The sequence below is a fragment of the Kitasatospora sp. NBC_01560 genome (assembly GCF_045208415.1).
In the GTDB taxonomy this organism is placed as follows: domain Bacteria; phylum Actinomycetota; class Actinomycetes; order Streptomycetales; family Streptomycetaceae; genus Kitasatospora.
Genome location: NZ_CP109364.1, coordinates 7,366,140 through 7,381,370, shown reverse-complemented (window position 1 = coordinate 7,381,370; position 15,231 = coordinate 7,366,140). Strand labels below are relative to the sequence as shown.

Sequence of the window (15,231 nt, the reverse complement as noted above, 5' to 3'; positions counted from 1 at the left end):
AGGGTTCCGCGGGAGTCTGCGGGAAAGCCCGCGGGTCACCCCGCCCGAAAGGGCACCCCGCGCCCGGGAACGCCCGCGGGGCGGCCACCGGAGAACCGGTGGCCGCCCCGCGGTGGGGAGTCTTCGCCGATCAGACCGCCGGGGCGGGGAAGGTCGGGTACTCGACGCCGGAGACGTGCTGGACGACCCGGATGACCTGGCAGGAGTAGCCGAACTCGTTGTCGTACCACAGGTAGAGGATCGCGTTGTCGCCCTCGACCTTGGTGGCGCCGGCGTCGACGATCGAGGCGTGGCGCGAGCCGATGAAGTCGTTCGACACCGCGTCGGGGGCGGTGGTGAAGTCGATCTGGCGCCGCAGCGGCGAGGTCAGCGAGATCTCCCGGAGGTACTCCAGGACGTCCTCGCGGTTGGTCTCACGGGCCAGCTGCAGGTTCAGGATGGCGATCGAGACGTCCGGCACCGGCACGCGGATCGAGCTGCCGGTGATCTTGGCCTTGAGCTCCGGCAGCGCCTTGGCGACGGCCGAGGCGGCACCGGTCTCGGTGATCACCATGTTCAGCGGCGCCGAGCGGCCGCGACGGTCGGCCTTGTGGTAGTTGTCCAGCAGGTTCTGGTCATTGGTGAACGAGTGGACCGTCTCCACGTGACCGCGCAGCACACCGTACTGGTCGTCCATCGCCTTCAGCGGCGGGACGATCGCGTTGGTGGTGCAGGAGGCGCAGGACAGGATCTGCTCGTCCGGCTTGATCGTGTCGTGGTTGACGCCGTGCACGATGTTCGGGACGTCGCCCTTGCCCGGGGCGGTCAGGACGACCTTGTCGATGCCCGGGCGGAGGTGCTTCGACAGACCCTCGCGGTCGCGCCACTTCCCGGTGTTGTCGATCAGGATGGCGTCCTTGATGCCGTACGCCGTGTAGTCGACCTCGGACGGGTCGTTGGCGTAGATCACCTTGATCGCGTTGCCGTTGGCGACGATCGTGCTGGTCGCCTCGTCGACGGTGATGGTGCCCTGGAACTGCCCGTGGATGGAGTCGCGACGCAGCAGCGAGGCGCGCTTCACGATGTCCTGGTCGCCACCCTGGCGGACCACGATGGCCCGGAGCCGCAGGCCGTTGTCCGAGGCCTTCTCGATCAGCAGACGGGCGACGAGCCGGCCGATGCGGCCGAAGCCGTAGAGCACGACGTCGCGCGAGCCGGAGCGCTCGATCTTGTCGTCACCCGTGGCACCGGCCACCGCGCGGGCGGTGAACTCCTCGACCGACAGGCCGTGGTCGTCCGCACCGTAGGTGGCGGCGAGCATGCCGATGTCGATCTGCGAGGGACCGAGGTCCAGCGTGGTGAGCGCCTGAAGGAACGGCAGCGTCTCGGTGACCGAGAGCTCCTCCCCGGCTATCTGGCGGGCGAACCGGTGGGTCTTCAGAATGCTGACCACCGACTTGTTCACCAGGGAGCGGCTGTGCAGCAGGACGGTGACGTCCTTTTCCCGGTGCAGTCGGCCGATGATCGGAATCATCGACTCCGCGATCTCCTCGCGGTTCTTCCAGTCCGTGAACACGTCGTCGTTGACAGTCACAAGTCCATCTTTCGAGCTAGGAGGGTATGCATCATCCTAGCTTCAGCCCGGGCCCTTCCTCGGGCGGACCCCCTCCGAGCAGCCGCTTCCCGTGGTGGCGCTCGCACAGCGAAAGGCCAATCGGCCGACGGGAAAGGCGGCTTGACGGCCGATCAGGCAGCTCCGGCCGAAACGCGAAGGTTCTGCGGCCGACGGCAGAGCGGGCAGGCAGACCGTGCAGGCCGTCCAGTCGGGCGCGGGCGCGGCGGGCCGTGACACGGCGCTCCCGCCGGCCACCGACCGCGACGGTGTGCACCGGAGCACGCAGCGAATAGCCCCGTACATGCAGAAAGACCCCCTCCGGAATCCGGAGGGGGTCTTTCTGGAATGATTGTTCGGCGGCGTCCTACTCTCCCACAGGGTCCCCCCTGCAGTACCATCGGCGCTGTGAGGCTTAGCTTCCGGGTTCGGAATGTAACCGGGCGTTTCCCTCACGCTATGACCACCGAAACACTATGAAACTTATCACCGCACCCACGACAGGCCATGTCATGGGGGTCGTTGTTTCAGAACAACACAGTGGACGCGAGCAACTGAGGACAAGCCCTCGGCCTATTAGTACCGGTCAACTCCACCCCTTACAGGGCTTCCATATCCGGCCTATCAACCCAGTCGTCTACTGGGAGCCTTACCCTCTCAAGGAGGTGGGAGTGCTCATCTCGAAGCAGGCTTCCCGCTTAGATGCTTTCAGCGGTTATCCCTCCCGAACGTAGCCAACCAGCCATGCCCTTGGCAGGACAACTGGCACACCAGAGGTTCGTCCGTCCCGGTCCTCTCGTACTAGGGACAGCCCTTCTCAACACTCCTACGCGCACAGCGGATAGGGACCGAACTGTCTCACGACGTTCTAAACCCAGCTCGCGTACCGCTTTAATGGGCGAACAGCCCAACCCTTGGGACCTACTCCAGCCCCAGGATGCGACGAGCCGACATCGAGGTGCCAAACCATCCCGTCGATATGGACTCTTGGGGAAGATCAGCCTGTTATCCCCGGGGTACCTTTTATCCGTTGAGCGACGGCGCTTCCACAAGCCACCGCCGGATCACTAGTCCCGACTTTCGTCCCTGCTCGACCCGTCAGTCTCACAGTCAAGCTCCCTTGTGCACTTACACTCAACACCTGATTGCCAACCAGGCTGAGGGAACCTTTGGGCGCCTCCGTTACTCTTTAGGAGGCAACCGCCCCAGTTAAACTACCCACCAGACACTGTCCCTGATCCGGATCACGGACCCAGGTTAGACATCCAGCACGACCAGAGTGGTATTTCAACGACGACTCCACAACAACTGGCGTTGCTGCTTCAAAGTCTCCCACCTATCCTACACAAGCCGAACCGAACACCAATATCAAGCTATAGTAAAGGTCCCGGGGTCTTTCCGTCCTGCTGCGCGAAACGAGCATCTTTACTCGTAATGCAATTTCACCGGGCCTATGGTTGAGACAGTCGAGAAGTCGTTACGCCATTCGTGCAGGTCGGAACTTACCCGACAAGGAATTTCGCTACCTTAGGATGGTTATAGTTACCACCGCCGTTTACTGGCGCTTAAGTTCTCAGCTTCGCCCCGACGAATCAGAGCTAACCGGTCCCCTTAACGTTCCAGCACCGGGCAGGCGTCAGTCCGTATACATCGCCTTACGGCTTCGCACGGACCTGTGTTTTTAGTAAACAGTCGCTTCTCGCTGGTCTCTGCGGCCACCCCCAGCTCGGAGTGCAAGACTCGTCACCAGGAATGGCCCCCTTCTCCCGAAGTTACGGGGGCATTTTGCCGAGTTCCTTAACCATAGTTCACCCGAACGCCTCGGTATTCTCTACCTGACCACCTGAGTCGGTTTGGGGTACGGGCCGCCATGAAACTCGCTAGAGGCTTTTCTCGACAGCATAGGATCATCCACTTCACCACAATCGGCTCGGCATCAGGTCTCAGGCTATTGTTGTGCGGATTTGCCTACACAACGCCCTACACCCTTACCCCGGGACAACCACCGCCCGGGCTGGACTACCTTCCTGCGTCACCCCATCGCTCACCTAATACAGACTTGGTCCGGCGGCTCCACCACGTCCCTTTGTCCGAAGACTCCGGGCCGGCTTCACGGCCTTAGCATCACCTGGTTCAGCGTTGGCGCTTCAAAGCGGGTACGGGAATATCAACCCGTTGTCCATCGACTACGCCTGTCGGCCTCGCCTTAGGTCCCGACTTACCCTGGGCAGATCAGCTTGACCCAGGAACCCTTGGTCAATCGGCGCAAGAGTTTCTCACTCTTGTATCGCTACTCATGCCTGCATTCTCACTCGTGTACCGTCCACGACTGGTTTCCACCGCCGCTTCACCCGGCACACGACGCTCCCCTACCCATCACAGCAGGCGTTGGCCCTATATGCTGCAATGACACGACTTCGGTGATGTGCTTGAGCCCCGCTACATTGTCGGCGCGGAATCACTTGACCAGTGAGCTATTACGCACTCTTTCAAGGGTGGCTGCTTCTAAGCCAACCTCCTGGTTGTCTCTGCGACTCCACATCCTTTCCCACTTAGCACACGCTTAGGGACCTTAGTCGGTGTTCTGGGCTGTTTCCCTCTCGACCATGGAGCTTATCCCCCACAGTCTCACTGCCACGCTCTCACTTACCGGCATTCGGAGTTTGGCTAAGGTCAGTAACCCGGTGAGGCCCATCGCCTATCCAGTGCTCTACCTCCGGCAAGAAACACGTGACGCTGCACCTAAATGCATTTCGGGGAGAACCAGCTATCACGGAGTTTGATTGGCCTTTCACCCCTAACCACAGGTCATCCCCCAGGTTTTCAACCCTGGTGGGTTCGGTCCTCCACGAAGTCTTACCTCCGCTTCAACCTGCCCATGGCTAGATCACTCCGCTTCGGGTCTTGGGCATGCAACTGAAACGCCCTATTCGGACTCGCTTTCGCTACGGCTACCCCACACGGGTTAACCTCGCTACACACCGCAAACTCGCAGGCTCATTCTTCAAAAGGCACGCAGTCACGAGACACACAGCAAGCTGCATGTCCGACGCTCCCACGGCTTGTAGGCACACGGTTTCAGGTACTATTTCACTCCGCTCCCGCGGTACTTTTCACCATTCCCTCACGGTACTATCCGCTATCGGTCACCAGGGAATATTTAGGCTTAGCGGGTGGTCCCGCCAGATTCACACGGGATTTCTCGGGCCCCGTGCTACTTGGGAGTTCTTCAAACGAGCCGTACAGATTTCGTCTACGGGGGTCTTACCCTCTACGCCGGACCTTTCGCATGTCCTTCGACTACCCATACGGTTTCTGACTCGTCGACCGGCCGGCAGACCGATCAAGAAAAATCCCACGACCCCACCAGCGCAACCCCTGCCGGGTCTCACACGCTGATGGTTTAGCCTCATCCGGTTTCGCTCGCCACTACTCCCGGAATCACGGTTGTTTTCTCTTCCTGCGGGTACTGAGATGTTTCACTTCCCCGCGTTCCCTCCACATACCCTATGTGTTCAGGTATGGGTGACAGCCCATGACGACTGCCGGGTTTCCCCATTCGGAAACCCCCGGATCAAAGCCTGGTTGACGGCTCCCCGGGGACTATCGTGGCCTCCCACGTCCTTCATCGGTTCCTGGTGCCAAGGCATCCACCGTGCGCCCTTAAAAACTTGGCCACAGATGCTCGCGTCCACTGTGCAGTTCTCAAACAACGACCAGTCACCCACCATCAACAACCCCGAACGGGCTGCCTCAAGTGAGACCGGCATCACTGAAGCAACGACCATACGGCCGTTCCCTCAGGACCCAACAACGTGCCCGACACAGTCAATCCCGAACCCACGTTCCACGCCCGAAGGCAGTACTTGTGACCCGATCTCTTCCTGTGCCGAATAGTCAACGTTCCACCCATGAGCGACCGTGCAGAACATTCGCCTGCAAGCGGCCATGTGCTCCTTAGAAAGGAGGTGATCCAGCCGCACCTTCCGGTACGGCTACCTTGTTACGACTTCGTCCCAATCGCTGGTCCCACCTTCGACGGCTCCTCCCCTTACGGGTTAGGCCACCGGCTTCGGGTGTTACCGACTTTCGTGACGTGACGGGCGGTGTGTACAAGGCCCGGGAACGTATTCACCGCAGCATGCTGATCTGCGATTACTAGCAACTCCAACTTCATGGGGTCGAGTTGCAGACCCCAATCCGAACTGAGGCCGGCTTTTTGGGATTCGCTCCGCCTCGCGGCATCGCAGCCCTTTGTACCGACCATTGTAGCACGTGTGCAGCCCAAGACATAAGGGGCATGATGATTTGACGTCGTCCCCACCTTCCTCCGAGTTGACCCCGGCAGTCTCCTGTGAGTCCCCATCACCCCGAAAGGCATGCTGGCAACACAGAACAAGGGTTGCGCTCGTTGCGGGACTTAACCCAACATCTCACGACACGAGCTGACGACAACCATGCACCACCTGTATACCGACCACAAGGGGGCGACCATCTCTGGCCGTTTCCGGCATATGTCAAGCCTTGGTAAGGTTCTTCGCGTTGCGTCGAATTAAGCCACATGCTCCGCTGCTTGTGCGGGCCCCCGTCAATTCCTTTGAGTTTTAGCCTTGCGGCCGTACTCCCCAGGCGGGGAACTTAATGCGTTAGCTGCGGCACCGACGACGTGGAATGTCGCCAACACCTAGTTCCCAACGTTTACGGCGTGGACTACCAGGGTATCTAATCCTGTTCGCTCCCCACGCTTTCGCTCCTCAGCGTCAGTAATGGCCCAGAGATCCGCCTTCGCCACCGGTGTTCCTCCTGATATCTGCGCATTTCACCGCTACACCAGGAATTCCGATCTCCCCTACCACACTCTAGCCTGCCCGTATCGAATGCAGACCCGGGGTTAAGCCCCGGGCTTTCACATCCGACGCGACAGGCCGCCTACGAGCTCTTTACGCCCAATAATTCCGGACAACGCTCGCACCCTACGTATTACCGCGGCTGCTGGCACGTAGTTAGCCGGTGCTTCTTCTGCAGGTACCGTCACTTGCGCTTCTTCCCTGCTGAAAGAGGTTTACAACCCGAAGGCCGTCATCCCTCACGCGGCGTCGCTGCATCAGGCTTTCGCCCATTGTGCAATATTCCCCACTGCTGCCTCCCGTAGGAGTCTGGGCCGTGTCTCAGTCCCAGTGTGGCCGGTCGCCCTCTCAGGCCGGCTACCCGTCGTCGCCTTGGTAGGCCATTACCCCACCAACAAGCTGATAGGCCGCGGGCTCATCCTGCACCGCCGGAGCTTTACACCACAGTCCATGCGGACCGTGGTCATATCCGGTATTAGACCCCGTTTCCAGGGCTTGTCCCAGAGTGCAGGGCAGATTGCCCACGTGTTACTCACCCGTTCGCCACTGATCCACCCCGAAGGGCTTCACCGTTCGACTTGCATGTGTTAAGCACGCCGCCAGCGTTCGTCCTGAGCCAGGATCAAACTCTCCGTGAATGTCTTCTCGACAGTGCTTAATGAAAAGCGGTCGAGCTGCACTCGCGTCGAGCGGCACGGCAACCACCGGAATAGGGCGGCCCCGCGCACTGCGTCCTCGCTAGTGTTTTACTTCAAAAGGAATCTCCAACCCCGATCAAGTGATCGAGGCCGGGGATTTCAACATATCTGGCGTTGACTTTTGGCACGCTGTTGAGTTCTCAAGGAACGGACACTTCCTTCAGGCGGCTTTCACACCGGCCCTCCGGGCGCTTCGTTCTTTCGTGTTTCCAGCTTATCAGATGTTTTCCGTGCCGTTTCCGGCGCTTCGCTCATCCAACTCGCTGCTGTCTTCTGCGGCTTGATGCCCCGTCCGACATTTCAAACTCTAGCCGATCCCCGCCCCGCAAGGCGAATCCGACCGCAATCCATATAAACGCGCATGCCGAACAGGACCCGAGCCGCGACGCCGAAAAGGCAGAACGCGACACGGCCCGAACCGGGCAGTGGTGTTTCGAGGGATTGGCCGCTCCGGGACCGTCCGCGCCGATGCGTGTCCGGTGCTCCCTGCCGAGCGACTAGGAAACAGTAGGTCGCCCGGGGGCCAGAGGCAAATCCCGGCCCGCCTCCACCGGCGGCGGCCGCTGCGGTCGTGGGGCCTGCCGCCGGACGGGCCCAGCGAATCGCAGCAGGCCCACCGACCGCGCCGGTCAGACGGTGCCGGTGCCGGCCGCGGCCGGGAGGGAGTCCTCGGGGGTCATGGCCTCGCGCATCTCGCCGATGGTGGCGCGGGCGCGGGCCGCGTCGATCAGGGCCGGCAGGACGTTGGCTCCGCTCAGGGCGGCCTCCCGGAGCCGGGCCAGTTCGGCGCCGCACTCGCGGCGCTCGGTGGTCCGCTCGACGGCCTGCGGCGCCTCGTGGCGCTCCCGGCGCAGGATCTCCCGTTCGAGGTCCGAGCGGAGCTCGTCGGTGACGCCGACGCTGGGGCCGCCGTCCCGGTAGGCGAGCTCCTCGACCTCGCCCTCCAGCCATCCGCTGCGGATGCAGCCGAGCATGCCGCCGTGGTCCTCGATCCGCTGCAGCCAGTCCTCGACCTCCGCGGTGAGCTCGGCGGTGATCTGCTCGATCACCGCCGAGCCGCCGAGCGGGTCGACGTGACGGGCGACGTCCGTCTCGTGGGCGAGGATCTGGTGGGTCCGCAGGGCGATCCGGGCGCCGAGCTCGCCGGGGGTCTGGTGCGCCTCGTCGAAGCTGCACACGTGCAGTGACTGGACTCCGCCGAGCACCGCGGCCAGCGCCTGGAGGGTGGCCCGGACGACATTGTTCAGCGGCTCCTGCTGGGCGAGCGCCGAGCCGAAGGTGTTGACCTGGATACGCATGCGCATCGCCCGCTCGTCGGTGGCGCCGTAGCGCTCCTTCAGCCGGCGCGCGTACACGGACCGCGCGACGCGGTACTTCGCGGCCTCGGCGAGGAGCTCCATGTGGGCGCCGAAGATGAAGCTGAAGCGCCGGGCCACCGCGTCGGCGGAGAGGCCGCGGGCCATCATGCCCTCCAGGTACGTCTCCGCGTCGGCGATGCCGCAGGCCACTTCGAGGCTGCGGTTGGCGCCGGCCTCCCGGGCGTGCCCGCCGGACAACGAGACCCCGTTGACCCCCGGCAGGTGGTGGATGCAGTGCTCCAGCACGTCCAGGGAGTAACGCATGCTGGTGTCGATGTCGAAGACGAACGCCTTGCGGGCGAGGAACTCCTTCAGCATCTCGTTCTGCAGCGTGCCGCGGAGCTTCGCCGGGTCGACTCCGGACTCCTCGGCCGCCACCACCCACATGGCGAGCAGCATCGGCGCGGTCGCGTTGATGGTCATCGAGACGGAGACCTGGTCGAGCGGGATGTCGCGGAAGACCTCGGCCAGGTCGTCGACCGTGGCGATGGAGACGCCGGTGCGGCCGACCTCGCCGAAGGCGCGGGGGTCGTCCGGGTCGAGCCCGAGCTGGGTGGGCAGGTCGAAGGCGAGCGACAGACCGGTCTCGCCGAGCCCGAGCAGGTACTTGAACCGCTCGTTGGTCGTCGTCGCGCTGCGCAGCCCGGCGAGCTGGCGCATCGTCCACACCTTGGTGGTGTAGCCGGTCGGGTGGATCCCGGCATCGAACGGGTACCGACCCGGCACGCCCATGGTTGCTCCTTCGCTGGACCGCTCGGATGTTCCGGACAACAACCTTCTGCGGTCGGTCACTTGAGCCAGTCAATGGCACAGCGGGTTGAGCCGGGGCGCGACGGAATGGTGTCGCCTGCCCACCATCCCCCGGCCGGGCGCCGGTGATCACCGGGAGGGGACGTCGCCTCGGCGCAAGGCAGGAATGCGACGGGAAACCATTCCGGGCCATTGCGACATCTGCTGCGAATCCACCGGCCGCCCGTGGCGGATGTCGATCGGATCCGGTCAAGCTTGATCACGGTATACGGATCCCGGAGGCACCATGACCACGCACACCCCTGTCCCCAGCGAGCCGATCCGCGTCGTGATCGGCAAGCCCGGCCTGGACGGCCACGACCGCGGGGCGAAGGTCATCGCCCGCGCCCTGCGGGACGCCGGCATGGAGGTCATCTACACCGGCCTCCAGCAGACCCCCGAGTCGATCGTGGACGCGGCGATCCAGGAGGACGCCAACGGCATCGGCCTGTCCATCCTGTCCGGCGCCCACCTGCCGCTGTTCACCCGCGTCCTCGAACTCCTCCGGGAGAAGCAGGCCGAGGACATCGTGGTGTTCGGCGGCGGGATCATCCCGGAGGACGACGTCCCGCTGCTCAAGGAGCTGGGCGTGGCCGAGATCTTCGGCCCCGGCACCCCGCTGCCCTCGATGGTCGAGTGGGCCCGGGAGCACCTCGCCGGCGCGGGCTGACCCCGCACCGGCCACCCCCGGCCACCCCGGTCCGGCCCAGCCACCTCGGCCGCCCAGGACACCGAGGCCGCCGGGGACCCGGACACGCGAAGAGCCCCCCGCCGTCGGCGGGGGGCTCTTCGGGGTCGGTGCCGGGGTCAGGCGTCGCCCAGCTCCAGGGTGCAGCACTTGACGCTGCCGCCGGCCTTGAGCAGCTCGCCCAGCTCCGTCCCGATCGGGTTGAAGCCGCGCTCCCGGAGCGCCGCGATCAGCCCGGTGGCGGCCGACGGCAGCAGGACGTTCAGACCGTCCGAGAAGGCGTTCAGGCCGAACACCGCGGCGTCCTCGTCGGAGGCCAGGACGGCGTCGGGGAACATCTCGCGCAGCACGGCCCGGCTGCCGGGCGTGAACGCGGCCGGCCAGTACATGATCTCGTCCGGCGAGAGCACCGCGAGCGCGGTGTCCAGGTGGTAGTGGTTCGGGTTGACCAGCGTCAGGCTGGTCACCGGGCGGCCGAAGAACTCCTGCGCCTCGGCGTGCGAGCGCTGGTCCGTCCGGAAGCCGGTGCCGGCCAGGATCCGGCGGCCGACCTGGAGGTAGTCGCCCTCGCCCTCGTTGATGAACTCCGGCCACAGCACGTCCTGGTAGCCGTTGCGGACGAACCAGTCCAGGTAGGCCGGGCCCTCGGCGGTCCGCTGCGCGTGCCGGAACCGGGCCGCGAGCACCTTGCCGTCCACCACGGTCGCGCCGTTGGCGGCGAACACCATGTCCGGCAGGCCCTCGACCGGGTCGATCAGCTCGACGGTGTGGCCGAGCGAGCGGTACTGCTCCGCCAGCTGCTCCCACTGGAGCACGGCGAGGTCGGTGTCGACCGGCTTCTCCGGGTGCATCCACGGATTGATCCGGTAGCTCACGTCGAAGTGCTGCGGACGGCACATCAGCAGGCGGCGCGGGGTGGCCCGGCGGGCCGGGGTGCCCGGACGCGGGCCGCCGATGACATCGGTGAGGGGCATGGCAGTTCCTCTGTTCGTGAGTGGGATGTGGGCCCGGCACAGCGCGGGTACGCGGCTGTCCGGGCAGCCCGGGGGCCGGCCGGGCGGCGGTGGTGCCGTCGCCCGGCCGGGAGGTGTCGGTGGATCCGCCCCGGCGCCGGTCGCGCCGGAGGCGCCGTCAGTTCCGCGCGGCGGCGGTGACCTCGGTCAGCAGCCGGACCAGCCGGGCGTGCTGGGCCGGGTCGCGGAAGTAGAAGTGCCCGCCGGGGAGGAGGGTCAGCGACGACTCCCCGGTGGTGTGGCCGGCCCAGGCCGCCAGCAGGTCGGCGGGGATGTCCTGCTCGCCGCCGACGACGTGCAGCGGCACGTCGAGCGGCTCCCCCGGTTCGTACCGGTAGGTCTCGTAGACGGTGAAGTCGGCCCGGTAGTAGGGCATGATCAGCTCCAGCAGCGCCGGATCCGCGGTGATCTCCGGCGGCAGGCCGCCGTAGCGCTCGTGGACGACGGCCAGCAGCTCGTCGTCCGGCAGGTCGTGCACCGTGGTGCGGGCGCGCCGGCGGTCGGGGGCCGGACAGGCCGACACCACGAGGGCGGACGGGCCGGGCAGACCGGCCGCGCGCAGTGCCCGGGCGGTCTCGAAGGCCACCAGGGCGCCCAGGCTGTGCCCGAAGAACACCGCGGGCTCGCCGAACTCGGCGGCGGAGACCAGGCCTTCGACCAGCTCGGCCATCCCGGTCAGCGGCTCCTCGACGATCCGCGATCCGCGGCCCGGGGCCTGGACGCCCCAGATCTCGACCTCCGGCAGCTGCTCCGCCCACCGGAGGTACTCGCCCGGCGAGCCGCCGCTGTGCGGGAAGAAGTACAGCCGGGCCGGGGTGCCCTCGATCCGCTTGCGCGCGATCAGCCAGGGCGAACCGGCGCGGCGCGGGGCCGATTCGGCGGGGCGCGTCATCGGGCCGCCACCTCCCGCCGGCTCAGCGGGCGCAGGTCGGTCCAGAGTGCGTCGACCGCGGCGAGACACTCGGCCCTGCTGCCCTCGGGGCCGGCGGCCGCCCAGCCGGCGGGCAGGCTCCGCCCGTCCGGCCAGAGCGAGTACTGCTCCTCGGCGTTGCGTACCACCCGGTACCGGCGGCCGGGGTCGTCGTCGAACATGGGTCTTCCCATCGGTGAGTGGGCGGGGTGGGGCCTCGGTTCAGCCGGCAAGGCGCTCCTCGACGACGGCGGTCAGGCCGGCGACGGTGGGCGCCAGGAAGACGTCCCGGACGGAGAACTCGACGGCGAACTGCTCCCGCACCCAGGCGGCGAGCCGGGTGGCGATCAGGGAGTCGCCGCCCAGGTCGAAGAAGTTCTCGTGGCTGTCGATGACGGACAGCCCCAGGATGTCGGCGAACGCGCCGGCGATCCGCTCCCGCGGCCCGCCGTCCGCCGGGGCCGGCCCGGCCGCAGCCGGTGCTCCGGCCGGCGCCGCGGCCCCGGGCTCAGAGGCAGTCCCGGCCGTGGACGGAGCCCCAGCCGTGGACGCAGCCGGTGCCGCTACCGCGTCCTGCGCGGCCGGCCCGGGTGCTCCGAGGTGGACGGCGCCGGGGGCCTGCGCGCGCACCGGCCCGGCCGGCTCCACCAGGAAGCGCCGCCGCTCGAACGGGTAGCCGGGGAGCGCGACCCGGCGGTGCGCACCCGCCCGGCGCAGCCGGGACCAGCCAACCTCGACGCCCGCCAGCCAGAGCCGGCCGGCCGCGGTGAGCACCGCCGCGTGGTCGGAGGCCTCGTCGTTGGGGTGCGGCAGCGACTGCACCACGCGGTGGCCGGGGCCGAGGGCCGGGTGCTGGCGGGCCAGCGAGGCCAGGGTGCGGCCCGGTCCGACCTCCAGGAGGATCCGGTCCGGATCGTCGAGGAGCGTGGTCAGCGCCTGGCCGAAGCGGACCGGCTGCCGCAGGTGCGCGGACCAGTACGCCGGATCGGTGAGCTCGTCGCCGGCCCACCCGCCGGTGGTGTCGGAGAGCACCGGGATCGTGGGCCGCTGCCGGGGCACGGCGGCCACCGCGGCCTCGAACTCGGCCATGATCGGCTCCACCAGCGGCGAGTGGCCGGCGGTCGCGATGTGCAGCAGACGCGCCTCGACGCCCTGCTCCTTGAGGTCCACCGCGAAGCGCTCGACCAGTTCGGCCCGCCCGGAGACGGTGCACCGGCCCGGCCCGTTGACCGCCGCGACCGAGAGGCCCTCCGGCAGCAGCGCGAGGGCCTCGGCCTCCGGCAGTTCGAGGGCCAGCATGGTGCCCTTGGGCAGGCTCTGCATCAGCCGGCCCCGCTCGACCACCAGGCGGACGGCGTCCGGCAGCGTGAAGACCCCCGCCAGGCAGGCGGCGGCCCAGGCGCCGAGGCTGTGGCCGACCACGGCGGCGGGGCGGACGCCCCAGGAGCGCCAGAGCGCGGCCAGCGCGTACTCGACCACGAACATCGCCGGCTGGCTGACCCGGATCGTGCCCAGCTGCCGCTCCGCCACGGCCGGGTCCGTCCCGCGCTCCTCGGGGAAGAAGACGTCCCGCAGGTCGAGCCCGAGCCCGGGGGCGGCCAGCGCGGCGCACTCGTCCAGCTGACGGCGGAACTCCGGCTCGCGGGCGTAGAGTTCGCGCGCCATGCCGACGTGCTGGCTGCCCTGGCCGGGGAAGAGGAAGACCGGGGCGGCCGGCCCGGTGCCGGCGGTGCCGGTCAGCAGGGCGCCCGGCTCCCCGCCGGCCAGGATCCGTGCCGCGTCCGCGGTGTCCCGGGCCACGGCGAACCGCCGCACCCGGTGCGCGGTGCGGCCGCTCTGCAGCGTGCGGGCGACGTCACCGAGCGGCAGCTCCGGGCTGCCGGCGAGGCGGTCGGCGAGGCGCCCGGTCGCGGCGTCCAGCGCGGCGTCGGTGCGGGCGGAGAGCGGGAGGAGCTGCGGGTGCCCGTCGGCCGCCCGCGCCGGGCGGGCCGGCGGCTCCTCCAGGACGGCGTGCACGTTGGTGCCGCCGAGCCCGAGGGCGCTGACGCCGGCCCGGCGCGGCAGGCCGGCGGGCCGCCACGGCGTCCGCTCGGTCACCACGTGGAACGGGCTCCGCGCCCAGTCGATCGCCGGGTTGGGCTCGTCGAAGTTGAGGCTGGGCGGCAGGATGCCGTGCTCCACGCAGAGGACGGCCTTGATGAAGCCGGTGACCCCGGCCGCGGCGTCGGCGTGGCCGATGTTGGTCTTGACCGAGCCCAGGGCGCAGAAGGCGTGGCCCTGGGCGCCGCCGGCGCGGAACGCCTTGGTCAGCGCGGCGACCTCGATCGGGTCACCGAGCGGCGTCCCGGTGCCGTGCGCCTCGACGTAGGTGATGGTGGCCGGATCGACCTCCGCCACCACGTGGGCGGCGCGGATCGCCTTGGCCTGGCCGTCCACGCTCGGCGCGGTGAACCCGATCTTGTCGCCGCCGTCGTTGTTGACGGCGGTGCCGCGCAGCACCGCGTGGATGTGGTCGCCGTCGGCGAGCGCGTCGCCCAGCGTCTTGAGCACCACCACGCCCACCGCACTGGCCCCGACGGTGCCGGCGCCGCGGGCGTCGAAGGCCCGGACCTTGCCGTCGCCGGTGACGATGCCGCCCTCGGCGTACGAGCCGCGCGGGGCCTGCGGGTGGACGGTGGCGCCGCCGGCCAGGGCCATCGTGCATTCGCCCGCCAGCAGTGCCTGGGCGGCCAGGTGGATCGCGACCATCGAGGTCGAGCAGGCGCTCTGCACCGTCGCGACGGGGCCGCGCAGCCGCAGCTTGTGGGCGACCCGGGTGGCCAGGAAGTCGGGCGCGGTGGCCAGCCGGATCTGCCAGTCGTCCAGGAAGGGCAGGGCGTCGCGCTGCGCCTCCAGGGCGGCCTGGTACCGGGTGGTGCTGCCGCCGGCGAACAGGCCGATCTCGCCCGGGTGGGTCGCGGGGTCGTAGCCCGCGTTCTCCAGCGCCTGGTGGACGCATTCGAGGAAGAGCCGGTGCTGCGGGTCGGTGATCAGGGCCTCCCGCTGGGAGAGGCCGAAGAACTCCGGATCGAACGCGTCCGCGTCGTCCAGCAGTCCGTAGGCCGGGACGTAGCCGCCGGCGCCGCCGGGACTGCCGCCGGGACCGCTGTCCGGGCCTGCGTCCGGGCCGCCGTTCCCGCCCCGGTCGAGGCGGGTGATCGACTCCACCCCGTTGCACAGGTTGGCCCAGAACTCGTCGACGTCGGCCGCGCCCGGGAACCGGCCGGCCATGCCGACGACGGCGAGGAACGGGCTGTCCTCGTCCAGGGTCGGTTCGGTCATGCTGTCGTTCTCCCTC

The 15,231-nt window shown here is 67.5% G+C and carries 7 protein-coding genes and 3 rRNA genes; 1 reads left to right on the top strand and 9 read right to left on the bottom strand.

The window, feature by feature from the left end; all coding sequences use genetic code 11:
* Positions 1-130 precede the first annotated feature (130 nt).
* The 5 genes from OH807_RS31820 to OH807_RS31800 form a co-directional block, all read right to left on the bottom strand.
* On the bottom strand, positions 131-1,573 hold the full coding sequence (locus OH807_RS31820; protein ID WP_406205890.1) for a glyceraldehyde-3-phosphate dehydrogenase: 1,443 nt from the start codon (positions 1,571-1,573) through the stop codon (positions 131-133).
* Between the two features lie 372 nt (positions 1,574-1,945).
* Positions 1,946-2,062, bottom strand: a 5S ribosomal RNA gene (gene rrf, locus OH807_RS31815).
* 85 nt (positions 2,063-2,147) lie between these two features.
* Positions 2,148-5,268, bottom strand: a 23S ribosomal RNA gene (locus OH807_RS31810).
* Positions 5,269-5,552: 284 nt separating this feature from the next.
* Positions 5,553-7,076: ribosomal RNA gene (locus OH807_RS31805) — 16S ribosomal RNA — on the bottom strand.
* The 16S, 23S and 5S rRNA genes sit together here, the layout of an rRNA operon.
* Positions 7,077-7,765: 689 nt before the next feature.
* Entirely contained in the window at positions 7,766-9,226 is a 1,461-nt protein-coding gene (locus OH807_RS31800) for a methylmalonyl-CoA mutase family protein (RefSeq protein WP_406205887.1), read from the bottom strand.
* Positions 9,227-9,530: 304 nt separating this feature from the next.
* Between OH807_RS31800 and OH807_RS31795 the strand changes: the two genes are divergently transcribed.
* Positions 9,531-9,953 (top strand): cobalamin B12-binding domain-containing protein, encoded by a 423-nt coding sequence (locus OH807_RS31795; RefSeq protein WP_406205884.1) that lies wholly within the window; start codon positions 9,531-9,533, stop codon positions 9,951-9,953.
* Positions 9,954-10,090: 137 nt separating this feature from the next.
* Here the strand turns inward: OH807_RS31795 and ddaH are convergent, their stop codons facing one another.
* The 4 genes from ddaH to OH807_RS31775 form a co-directional block, all read right to left on the bottom strand.
* The gene (gene ddaH / locus OH807_RS31790) at positions 10,091-10,945 is read right to left on the bottom strand and encodes a dimethylargininase (RefSeq protein WP_406205881.1); all 855 of its coding nucleotides are present in this window, start codon (positions 10,943-10,945) and stop codon (positions 10,091-10,093) included.
* A 157-nt stretch (positions 10,946-11,102) separates the two neighbouring features.
* The gene (locus tag OH807_RS31785) at positions 11,103-11,876 is read right to left on the bottom strand and encodes a thioesterase II family protein (RefSeq protein ID WP_406205878.1); all 774 of its coding nucleotides are present in this window, start codon (positions 11,874-11,876) and stop codon (positions 11,103-11,105) included.
* The gene (locus OH807_RS31780; protein WP_406205875.1) at positions 11,873-12,076 is read right to left on the bottom strand and encodes an MbtH family protein; all 204 of its coding nucleotides are present in this window, start codon (positions 12,074-12,076) and stop codon (positions 11,873-11,875) included. Before OH807_RS31780 ends, OH807_RS31785 begins: the two co-directional genes overlap by 4 nt.
* Positions 12,077-12,116: 40 nt before the next feature.
* Entirely contained in the window at positions 12,117-15,215 is a 3,099-nt protein-coding gene (locus tag OH807_RS31775; protein WP_406205872.1) for a type I polyketide synthase, read from the bottom strand.
* Between the last annotated feature and the right edge of the window lie 16 nt (positions 15,216-15,231).